Genomic DNA, 10956 nt, shown 5'->3' on the forward strand with positions numbered 1-10956 from the left:
ACTTTAATCAGTAGGAGTTTTGTCACCCCCACTGATTATTAGTACATATCCATTGGTTTTTTACGGGCAGCCCTCCCATTCGTTGAATTTTGTGGTGGGAGTCTTACTGCCCGTTAATGCGGGATAAAAAAGAAGTCAAATTACTTCCAAACAACACCTCGCCTCTCATATTCCATTCTGTATTCAACGGCAGCCGCAATTTTAGGGCTTGCGAATCTTTCCGTGATCCAAAGTCCCAAATCAACTCCTGAAGTAACTCCTCTTGCAGTGATAATATCCCCTTGATCCGCAATTCTGTAATGAAGAAGCTCTGCCCCGTATTCACTCATTTCATCCTGTGCCAAATAGTGCATCGTTGCCTTTCGACCGTTCAATATACCAGAGGCAGCTAATAGCATACCTCCTGTACACACACCAGCAACAATTGTTCCTGCATTGTGCATCTCGCTAATCATTTCGGTCAAAGTACCAAGCTCTGCTTGCTTTCGTGCCCCATGCTCTGCTTTATGATTCCAGCCACCACCAGGTACAATTAACAAATCTGGCCTATTATCCATTCGTAAAAAATCATGTAGTTTAACCGTAACTCCAAATGAAGTCGTAACTTCTTGTTTTTGTTCACTCGAAACGAATTCAATTGTAAATGGAGCCCCTTCTTCTATCGCTCTTTTCAGTACCTCAAACGGTGCGAAAGAGACAAGTTCTCCGAAACCATCAAACAATACTATTTGTATTTTCATTTTCGGACACCTCATATGCTTTCTTTTTTAAATTGTAGATATATATAATGATTGGGCAACCTCAAAGTGTAAATTGTAAAGTATACCTAGATTATTCAAATAAAAAATAATATCCCACATAGTTAAATATATTTGTAAACCCTACATTTTCCACAACTGCAACAGAAGGCTTGTTCAATTCCATACAGTCCCAATATGGAATAATATCATTCTCCAAACAATCTTTCACAAAACTATGCGCTATCTTTTGAGCTAATTTTCTCCCTTGGTGACCTTTTATCGTTTCAATATCTATACAATGTATATTTGCAAATACAAAACCTGAAAAACATACACTTACAATTAGATCATCATAAACAACGCAATAACCGATTCCCTCATCGAAAAAACAATCCGGTGAAGACCAAAACTCTAAAATTTTTGATTGTAAAAAATCAATATTCTTAAATGTATTGTTATTATTTTCATAGAGAGCTTTACTCATTTTCAGCACAGTATATCCCTGTTCAAATTTAGGCTCATGATGATTGTCATAATCCTCTTTTCTTAGCGTATACACTCTTTGATTCCAACTCTTTAATTTACGGTGCTGAAATATTCTTTCAATTGTTTTGTTCCATTTTGAATGATTACCGATTCCTTCAAAGCAATCTAGTCCTACCTTCCTCGCCTCAGGTACTATTACATTATTAATAAAATGATTCATTTCTTTATTAAACTCTTCATTTGCAGAATCTCCAATGAAGAAGAATCCATCATTATTACCTAACCAAATAAGTCCCGAATTAGGAGCAGTACTATTATCTACAAATATACGACCAGGGTTCACTCCTGCAATTACAGCACGTACCTCTAATTGACCTTGTTCATTCACTAAACTATTACACCTATAAAAATCATTCTTGCTTAGTTCACAGATCATACGTTACATCCCCTTTTTTAAACTGTTCTATTCTAACTTTACCACTTTCACATAATATTCTGTATTATTTTCAAGAGTGGTTTTAAAGCGATGCGATAAGTAAATGAAATACATAATAAAAAAGAGCCAATCCCCTATAAGATAGAAGATTGACTCTTTCCTTTATTTACTCCCCTGTTTCAGAAAATCGCTTTATACGTTCACCAATTTCATCACGAACACGTTGAAATTCGGACCACTCTTTTCCTGCTGGATCATCAAATCCCCAATGAACACGATTTACATGCGGCGGAGTAGATGGACAAACAGAATCCGCATGACTACACAGCGTAACGACTAAATCAGCACTATTTAAAATGTTTGCATCAATTATATCTGATGTTTGATTTGTTATGTCGATATTTACTTCGTTCATTGCTTTAATTGCATTTGGATTTACTCCATGTGCTTCAATTCCTGCAGAATATACATTCCATTTATCACCTAAACATTGTTTGCCCCATGCTTCTGCCATTTGGCTTCGGCATGAATTTCCTGTGCATAAGAAATAGATTGTCTTTTTGTTTTCCATGTTGTTTTCCACCTTTGTTTTTAAATTATGCTGGTTGATCATTAAAATATTTACGTTTAAACCAAAAAGCAACGTTTACAAGTGCAATCATTACAGGTACTTCAACTAATGGTCCGATAACTGCTGCAAATGCTGCGCCTGAATGAATACCAAACACCCCAACTGCTACAGCAATTGCTAACTCAAAGTTATTACTACCTGCTGTAAATGCTAACGTTGTCGTCACCGGATAGTTTGCACCAATTTTTCTTCCCATAAAGAAAGATACAAAAAACATTACAATAAAATAGATTAATAACGGAATCGCTATTCTTACCACATCTAGTGGCACGCTAACAATCATCTCTCCTTTTAAAGAAAACATAATGACGATCGTAAATAGCAATGCAAGTAATGTAAGTGGACTAATTTTAGGTATAAACACCTTTTCATACCACTGTCTTCCTTTTAACTTAACTAGTACAAAGCGTGTCAACATACCTGCTATAAAAGGAATTCCCAAATAGATAAATACTGATTTTGCTACTTCTATCATTGTAATATCGACAATAGCACCTTCAATCCCTAACCATTCTGGAATTACAGTTACAAATACGTATGCATAAACTGAGAAAAAAAGCATTTGGAATACCGAATTAAAAGCAACTAAACCTGCCGCATACTCTTTATCTCCATCGGCAAGATCGTTCCAAACAATGACCATCGCAATGCAACGTGCTAACCCAATCATAATGAGACCAACCATGTATTCTGGTTTATCAGGAAGAAAAATAATTGCTAACACAAACATAAGTACCGGACCAATAATCCAGTTTTGTACTAAAGATAGAACTAACACTTTTACATCTTTAAATACTCGGCCCATTTCCTCATAGCGAACTTTCGCTAATGGTGGATACATCATTACAATTAAACCAACAGCAAGTGGAATAGACGTCGTTCCAACCTGTAATGTATGTAGTCCGTCTACTACACTAGGAAACACAAACCCTAAACCAATCCCAACAGCCATAGCTAGAAAAATCCATAGTGTTAAATATCGATCTAGAAAAGATAAACGTTTCATTTTATTTTCCATCTCCTATTAACAACAAGAATTTTGTTCTACTACGTTAGAAGTCGTACAACAAGATGGATCTTCAATTTTATGAACATCACTCTGTGCTTTTGTATAAAAGAATTCCCACTCGTTCCCGTCAGGATCTGTTACCCAAAACTTATCTTGTACTGCATAGCAACAAGTCGTATCCATCTCATCACGTGCAAAGAACCCTTCTTTTTCTAATCTTTCTTTATGCAATGTAATCTCTTCAGCTGTATCCACTTGGAAACCGAAATGATTTACTTGGTTTCCCTTCACTTCATCTCTTACGTTCAGCGTGAAATTAAGTCCTGGCGTCTCTAATAAAAATTTTGCATAATCCACCTTCACCTTAACTGGTGACACACCAAATACCTTTTCGTAAAATTCAATAGACTTCTCTAAATCCGTAACGTTTATACCGACGTGAACATATCTCATAGCTTATTCCTCCTCTTTATATATTATTAATCAATTTTTTTTGATTAATGACTCAAAATTTTAACAGCAACTACCTTTCCCTGTTTTTCTAAAGATACAGCATAATTCTTCTGATAATAAATTATTTACTTCCGCATCATTTAAATCATAATAACTCCACGTACCTTTTGTTTCTTTCACAATTAAACCTGCATCTAATAAAACCTTTAAATGATAGGACAACTTAGATTGTGTCATTTCAAAGACCTCTGCTAAATCACATACACAAGTCTGGCCTCGCTGGCAAAGTTCATACATAATCTCTAAACGCTTCTGATCCGCTAATGCTTTGAATTTTTTCTCATATAACTGAAAATTTTGTGCCATTGTAGTTCACTCTCCTTTCATCAATTTTTTTGATGTTTATAGTATATACGCTAGTGAGTTTATTATGCAACTTATTAATCAATTTTTTTTGATTTAGAAAAACTTCCTCCCATTATATCTTTGCTACAACTAAAAAGGACCCTAGCTTTTTCAAAAATGAAAAACTACGGTTCTTTTTACAACTTAATAGTTGCAATATTTCCGAGAAATGGAGTCTCTATAACTATTTTAAATTTTAATTTGATCATTATAGAGTAGTGCCCCATCACCATCAATCTAAGAAAAACAAATACCCCAAAATGAGAAAAATCGATATAACTCTTGTTTTTGGTGCATATTCATAAAAATAGTTTAAATCCTTAAGTTGATGGTTGTGGGGCGGGCCCCATGCCCATCAAGCTAAGATTTTAAGACACCCCCATAACGAGAATTTTACTTTTTTACAGTTATTTATGAAAATTCGGCTTGTTTTTTTCATTTTTGGGGTGCTAGACCTAAAACTTCAGCAATATGCATAGACTGAAACATCTAGTTTTCACGATATAATTCTCAGCTAAATTCGAAAAAAAGAGCTTGAATTCCCAAGCTCTTTTAAATATTACTTAATAACTTTATAACCACCATTTTTCCTGTGGAATTAAAACTGTTTCAATATCAAAGTTATTCTCAAACCATTCCTTCATCAATGTTTTATGGACCAGATATTCTGATGCAGAATGGGAAACGCCGATTAAAGACATCGAAGTATTAGAAACATAACCCATCATTTGTTTGTATCTTTGTTTACCATATTCGTTATCAATATGGCAATGGATTTCGCCAGTGATATAGGCTTGAACTCCTCTTTTTTCAGCTTCCTCCATCCAACTTACTTTGTCGCCACAACCTGCAACGATAGCTATTTTCTTTACGTTATTTATGTTCTTACCTTCAAAATTAACATATGGAATATCGAATATTTCTTTTAAGTGAGAAGTTAGTTCACTTGTACTCTTTTCTTCAATGTTACAAATTAGAACTAGGTCTTCATTATTTACATAAGAAAATAGTAACGTGTTTTTAACTTAAAAAATAGTCTAAAACCTTAAGGTGACAGAAAGCGATCTAGTTTCTTACAGAATTAAACTAAGGACATTGTTTAACACATGTATTGCTATGATATATGCAAGGGATCTTTTAGAAATAAGATAAGCCACAGTAAATATCACCGAGCCTGGTAAATAAATAGCAAAATCGGAAAGGTTTTGTGAATGAAGAACTGTAAAAATTAGAATGGAAATGATTGATGCAATAGCAGTACCAACATAACTAGAAAATTTATTTACTAATATATGACGAAATATAATTTCCTCGACTATTGGACCTGCAACACCAACTAAAATCAATGCAAATATAAAAGGTACCTCTGAAGCGGCTTGATTAACGGCATCTTGATTCACGGACTGATCTGTATTTACTAGAAATTTCGTAACAAATTTTTCTAGAATTCCCGTAAGTAAAACCACCATAGGAATACTTACTACTTTCAAAATTGTTTTCTCTTTAAAATAAGAAAAACTTTGAATAATTTCTTTCCTATAGAAACTTATACCTATAATAGCAGGTACAATAAAAGCGGCGGCAGTATTGGCAAATTCTGATTCAACTAAATTTACATTAGTTAAAAGTGATACTCCTACTAATATGAGGACGCCAATCTGAAGTATTACAAACATTGTAAAAACTACTAACATAATAAGATCTTTTTTATTCGTTTTTATAAAGTTCACTTTATTATCCCCCTAATTAAATTGCCTAGAATCTTTAATTTTTCTTTCTGCATAAATTTCTCCTTTTAAATATATTCACACATGATTCCGGACCGTTCGGTCCGGAATCTAATGATACTATATGTCTCTAATTTTTTAAACCCCTTTTTAAATTATTAACGATTAGCCTTTTATAAATTGAAGTGAAATTAGGAGTAGTTTAAACCCTTTAGCTCAATATATTTATAAAAATTATATATATAAATAAAATACATATACGTTAAAATTAACTTTATTTTTATATTTTCGACGATTATAGGGGTCCCACCCCATCGCTATCAAGCTAATAAAACAAAATTCCCCCTAAAATGAAAAAATACGCTATTCTTTCTATAGAATCATAGGAAAGGATGGCGTTTTAGTATGAATTTATCGATTTCTGATGAATTAGAATTGTTTTCCAAAGAATTGCAACGATATATGTCACCTGATGCTTTAGAGCAATTAGCTAAAAATGTAGGATTTGTTAAACGAAAAAGTAAATACCGCGCACAAGATTTAGTGGCTCTATGTATTTGGTTAAGTCAAAATATTGCCCATACTTCATTGGTACAATTAAGTAGTCGATTAGAAGCTAACACAGGCATTTCTATGAGTCCAGAAGGACTCAATCAACGTTTTAATTCTCAGGCTGTTCAGTTTTTACAACAACTCTTAGCACATTTACTTCACCAACAATTTTGTTCTTCTAACAAGATTCCAACTTTGTATACAAACTATTTTCGACGTATTCGTGTATTGGATTCTACACATTTTCAAATTCCGGATAAATTCACTTCTATATATCAAGGTTCAGGTGGTAGTGGTCAAAATGCTGGTGTGAAAATTCAACTAGAGTATGATTTACTAAGTGGTCAATTTCTTCATATTCATGTAGGATCGGGAAAGCACAATGATAAAACGTATGGTTCTACTTGTTTAGCGTCCCTTCAACCGAACGATATATGTATACGTGATTTAGGATACTTCGACCTAAAAGACTTACATACTATAGAAGAGTGTAATGCTTATTTTATTTCAAGATTAAAGCTCAATACACGTATATATCAAAAGAATAATGAGCCTGAATACTTTCAAAATGGAACAATAAAAAAGCACTCTGAGTACATCCAATTAGATATGGAGCAATTCATTGACCAATTACAGTCAGGTGAAACATATGAAATTCCCGAAATTTATATTGGAATGTATCAAAAACTTCCTGCAAGACTCATTCTGTACAAATTAACTGAAACACAAATGAAACGTAGGCAAAAGGATTTAGCATCTAAAGAACATAAGAAGCAAATTACCTATAAAGAACGTAGTAAGAGGCTTAGTGCAATTAACTTTTACATTACAAATATTCCTTTAGAATATCTACCAAAGGAACAAGTATACGATTTTTACTCCTTACGCTGGCAAATTGAACTTATTTTTAAAACATGGAAATCATTTTTTCGTATTCATCACTGTAATTCTGTAAAATTAGAACGACTAGAATGTCACTTATACGGACAATTAATAAGTATCCTTCTTTGTTCCTCCACCATGTTTCAAATGCGCCAATTACTCCTCATCAAGAAGAAACGAGAATTAAGTGAATATAAAGCAATTTATATCATCAAAGATTATTTTCCACTTATTTATCAATCTTTACAAAAAGACACCCAAGAATTAACAAAGATTCTCTTTCGTCTGTTTAATCTCTTACAGAAAAACGGACGAAAATCCCATAGGTATGAGAAGAAAACAGTCTTTGATATCTTAGGCGTCGTATACAACTTTTCTATGTCTCACAGTCATGTAGCGTAATCCAAAAAACTGAAACCTGATAGGGTTTATTTGGCATGCAAATCTTTAAAGAACTTACATTTGTGTTTAGAAAAACGAAAAAATTTCACGTGAAATTAAACTTATATAAGCTTAGCTTGATGGCGATGGGGGCGGGCCCCAATAAGAACGGTATCTAAGATTGTATGAAAGGTGTTAGTTCCATTCAAAAGGCCTCAGCCGACGATTAACTCAAGTACCGGTTTCGGATGACTCCCATGTGATGAAGTTCGTGTCCTGCGATGCCGTACGCGAGGGCGCGCGCCGTAATGCTTAGGTTGTTGGCTGTACCCTTGCGGTTCCACGCCTCCGCCGGTAGCCCGCGCAGCAATGTGATCGTTGATTGCCGGACGGCCTGGTAGTCTTCGGCCAGTTGCGCGATTGTCCAGCTTCCGAAAGGAGGCATGAACAATTCCTGATCGAAACCGGTCAGCGGCGTCTGGTCCCCTCTTGCGAACCGGAGCAGGCGGTAGGTCATGACACGTTCCGCGTCTGTAATGTGGCCCACAACTTCTTTCAGTGTCCATTTTCCTTCCGCATACCGATATGCGGCCTGGCTTTCGGTCAACGATGCCAGGAACTCGGTCATTTGCTTTTCCTGAGCGAGCAGAATGTCGATGATGTTACCGTCTGGCACCAAACGGATATATTCGCCGGAGCTCCCAGCGTATTCTTCTTCTGATGGTCTTTGATTCATACGTAGTCACCTCTTTATGTATATATAGAAAATTATAGCACTCGTCTATGTCTAATAAATTCGCGAAATGATAGAACTTCCCTTCTAATAATTGAGGCTAAGCAACTATTTAGTCGGTCGCCACACTATCCTGATTCCTTAGCGCAATAAGCAATTCTAATCAATAATGCATAAAAATTAGAAGTTATACAATATTTCAAAGTTATTAATATATATTAGTTTATTCCGAAACACACATAAATATATTTTGTCGAAACTATTAAAAAGGGAGAATTTCTCTAGCTGAAGAATTAATAATTGTGTTACCAATATGTAAAAATCTCAATTTAAAACTAAAGGAGAACAAAATGGGACAAATAATTGTATCGATGTACCTCTCACTAGATGGTGTCATTGAGGAACCAGCTTGGACTGCTCCATACTTCAATGAAGAAGTGGCAAAGTTTCAATCCAATTTACTGTTTGAAAGTGAAGCTCTTCTACTAGGGCGAGTAACCTATCAAGGTTTTGCAGCTGCTTGGCCTTCTATGACTGATGAAGAAGGTTTTGCTGATAAGATGAACAGCATGCCTAAATTTGTTGCTTCAACAACTTTGGAAAAAACCGAATGGAATGCAAATCTTATCAAGGGTAATATTGTAGAAGAAATATCGAAACTGAAGGAACAGCCTGGTCAGAACCTTTTAATCTATGGCAGCAGTGATCTTACACAAACATTAATGCAACATGACCTCATTGATGAATATCACTTTATAGTCAATCCCGTTATCGTAGGGAGCGGAAAGCGTCTCTTTAAAGACCAGAACAATACAAAAGCATTAAAACTTATAGAAACAAGAACGACCAGTTCAGGTGTCGTTATTCTTTCCTATCAGCCGGAGAAAAAAGAATAATTACTGATAAATTATATAAACAAAAAAACTCATCAGAATAAATCCTGCTGAGTTTTTTTATAAGATAATACATATATTAATTTATAAAAATTACACGGGTTAGTACTTTATCAGTCATACCTACATAGGCATCGGATATTCCATATGTTTGCCCTGTTTGGAGAGAGCTCATTAATACCTCCATATCTAGCTGTATATACTCTGTACCTTTCTTTATTCTTCCATCCTGAAAATAATCAGGTTTGCAATTTTTACAGCCCATACAAAGACAAGGATCCAGAGAGTAATGATAATAATGCCTGTTATCCAATTCTTTGGTTTGCTTATTGTCTGTCTTTCCTCTACCTTTCTTTTACAATCCTCCAACACTTCTTTAGGAATAAGTTTTAATGCCAAGTATACACCTAATGGTACAAGAATCAAATCATCAAGATACCCCAAGATTGGAATGAAGTCTGGGATTAAATCTATAGGACTAAAAGCATACGCAACAACAAGCATTGTAAATAATTTAGCATACCAAGGGACTCTTTCATCTCGATATGCCAAATAAAGTACAAGAAGTTGTTTTTTTAAGTTTCTAGCCCATTTTTTCATTTTTTGTATGATAGATATTTTTTCTTCTGTTTCTATCGGTTTATTTTGATTCAAATTATTCCTCTCCCATTTTATTACTTCGTACATCTTCTCAGAATTGTTCTTATTAACTGTATAATAATTGCGTAGCTACTATTGAGTCTAATACTTTATTTTAATAAAAACTATTTATAATATAAAACCTAATGATCAGTCTACATTTTAATAATCAATAAATTAGAAAGATAAGGGATAAGAAACACGTTTAAATCAACTAGGTTTAATCTAATCCAGTTTTTAAGTGGGAACAAGCATGTGAGGGAGGGATCCCCAGATTTTCGTTCTGGGGTATTCTTTAATTTTAACCTGATAGACATAGGAGAAAACTTCTAATTTAGTAATTTGTGCAGTACAAGCTGTAACTAAATCTATTAATCTGACATACCATATAAATGTAACTTTAAATCAATAAAAAGTTGCAAAGGAGGCGAATATAAAATGGCATCATTTGAAATTGGAGCAAGATCTCTTTTTAACTTTCGAAACGAACGCTTTTTCTTATTAGTTGAAGATGAAATTACAATTCCAGATAAAGGTGTAGAAATTGATCCAGTTAATATCTATGAAATTGACGAGCAAACTTTCGATTTTATCAGAGATGAAGGAGATACACCTGTAATTGAACCAGTTGATACACTTCCAACTGTACCACCTGAATTTAAATTAGAACGAAAATGTATTTTCACAGTCGATAATTCATACTTTGTAATATACGATTTAGAAGATGGAACTGATAACAACGTCCTATTAAGAATCAGTGCAGCATTATTTAATTCATTAAGAAATTCTGGTGTTCGTGAATGTTTTCCTCAAATTTTCATTTAAGAACTTAAATTAATTAGACCTCAAATGGAATACTCTTCGAACAATTTAACCCCTCGTAGTTTTCTACAAAGGGTTAAATTGTTATGTAAAAAGTTTTTTAATTATTAGCAGTTTTTGGCGGTTCGACAGGTACGATTGCTAGTCCAATTCGAGCAACCTAAGAA

General features: G+C 34.2%; 12 protein-coding genes and 2 pseudogenes. 3 read left to right on the forward strand and 11 right to left on the reverse strand.

Translation table 11 applies throughout. The annotated features are described in order from the left end of the window. Nucleotides 1–140 precede the first annotated feature (140 nt). The 8 genes and pseudogenes from AB6801_RS18980 to AB6801_RS19015 all read right to left on the reverse strand — a co-directional run bounded on the left by AB6801_RS18980 (nucleotide 141) and on the right by AB6801_RS19015 (nucleotide 5890). Nucleotides 141–740 carry a DJ-1/PfpI family protein gene (locus AB6801_RS18980; protein ID WP_000701557.1) on the reverse strand — a complete coding sequence of 200 codons (600 nt, stop codon included), beginning with the start codon at nucleotides 738–740 and terminating at the stop codon, nucleotides 141–143. A gap of 91 nt (nucleotides 741–831) precedes the next feature. Further along, entirely contained in the window at nucleotides 832–1662 is an 831-nt protein-coding gene (locus AB6801_RS18985; RefSeq protein WP_370941120.1) for a GNAT family N-acetyltransferase, read from the reverse strand. Between the two features lie 166 nt (nucleotides 1663–1828). Continuing rightward, on the reverse strand, nucleotides 1829–2233 hold the full coding sequence (arsC, locus tag AB6801_RS18990) for an arsenate reductase (thioredoxin) (RefSeq protein ID WP_097999659.1): 405 nt from the start codon (nucleotides 2231–2233) through the stop codon (nucleotides 1829–1831). Nucleotides 2234–2258: 25 nt separating this feature from the next. After that, a complete protein-coding gene (gene arsB, locus AB6801_RS18995; RefSeq protein WP_000826532.1) occupies nucleotides 2259–3299 on the reverse strand; it encodes an ACR3 family arsenite efflux transporter in 1041 nt (346 codons plus the stop codon). A gap of 18 nt (nucleotides 3300–3317) precedes the next feature. Beyond that, the gene (locus tag AB6801_RS19000; protein WP_001270993.1) at nucleotides 3318–3755 is read right to left on the reverse strand and encodes an ArsI/CadI family heavy metal resistance metalloenzyme; all 438 of its coding nucleotides are present in this window, start codon (nucleotides 3753–3755) and stop codon (nucleotides 3318–3320) included. Nucleotides 3756–3815: 60 nt separating this feature from the next. Further along, nucleotides 3816–4121: an arsenical resistance operon transcriptional regulator ArsR gene (gene arsR, locus AB6801_RS19005; protein ID WP_002103330.1), complete on the reverse strand. Its 306-nt coding sequence runs from the start codon at nucleotides 4119–4121 to the stop codon at nucleotides 3816–3818. 611 nt (nucleotides 4122–4732) lie between these two features. Continuing rightward, nucleotides 4733–5149, reverse strand: a pseudogene (locus tag AB6801_RS19010) (Nif3-like dinuclear metal center hexameric protein); the annotation flags it as partial. A gap of 84 nt (nucleotides 5150–5233) precedes the next feature. Continuing rightward, nucleotides 5234–5890: a CPBP family intramembrane glutamic endopeptidase gene (locus AB6801_RS19015; protein ID WP_061663671.1), complete on the reverse strand. Its 657-nt coding sequence runs from the start codon at nucleotides 5888–5890 to the stop codon at nucleotides 5234–5236. A 402-nt stretch (nucleotides 5891–6292) separates the two neighbouring features. On the opposite strand from AB6801_RS19015, the gene AB6801_RS19020 reads away from it, so the two are divergent. Further along, nucleotides 6293–7723 (forward strand): IS4 family transposase, encoded by a 1431-nt coding sequence (locus AB6801_RS19020; protein WP_097813898.1) that lies wholly within the window; start codon nucleotides 6293–6295, stop codon nucleotides 7721–7723. A gap of 205 nt (nucleotides 7724–7928) precedes the next feature. Here the strand turns inward: AB6801_RS19020 and AB6801_RS19025 are convergent, their stop codons facing one another. After that, a complete protein-coding gene (locus AB6801_RS19025) occupies nucleotides 7929–8438 on the reverse strand; it encodes a DinB family protein (protein WP_001076310.1) in 510 nt (169 codons plus the stop codon). A gap of 347 nt (nucleotides 8439–8785) precedes the next feature. On the opposite strand from AB6801_RS19025, the gene AB6801_RS19030 reads away from it, so the two are divergent. After that, nucleotides 8786–9331, forward strand: coding sequence for a dihydrofolate reductase family protein (locus tag AB6801_RS19030; RefSeq protein ID WP_050821975.1), 546 nt, complete (start codon nucleotides 8786–8788; stop codon nucleotides 9329–9331). Nucleotides 9332–9419: 88 nt separating this feature from the next. Here AB6801_RS19030 and AB6801_RS19035 read toward each other — a convergent pair. Further along, nucleotides 9420–9584, reverse strand: a pseudogene (locus AB6801_RS19035) (IS4 family transposase); the annotation flags it as partial. Further along, nucleotides 9545–9982, reverse strand: a complete 438-nt coding sequence (locus AB6801_RS19040) for a YkvA family protein (protein ID WP_001075128.1) — start codon at nucleotides 9980–9982, stop codon at nucleotides 9545–9547. The gene AB6801_RS19040 and the pseudogene AB6801_RS19035, both read right to left, overlap by 40 nt. A gap of 423 nt (nucleotides 9983–10405) precedes the next feature. Between AB6801_RS19040 and AB6801_RS19045 the strand changes: the two genes are divergently transcribed. Next, the gene (locus tag AB6801_RS19045; protein WP_000135751.1) at nucleotides 10406–10792 is read left to right on the forward strand and encodes a type 1 periplasmic-binding domain-containing protein; all 387 of its coding nucleotides are present in this window, start codon (nucleotides 10406–10408) and stop codon (nucleotides 10790–10792) included. The last annotated feature ends 164 nt before the right edge of the window (nucleotides 10793–10956 follow it).

Source organism: Bacillus sp. RCC_6_1 (assembly GCF_041360755.1).
In the GTDB taxonomy this organism is placed as follows: Bacteria; Bacillota; Bacilli; order Bacillales; family Bacillaceae_G; genus Bacillus_A; species Bacillus_A cereus.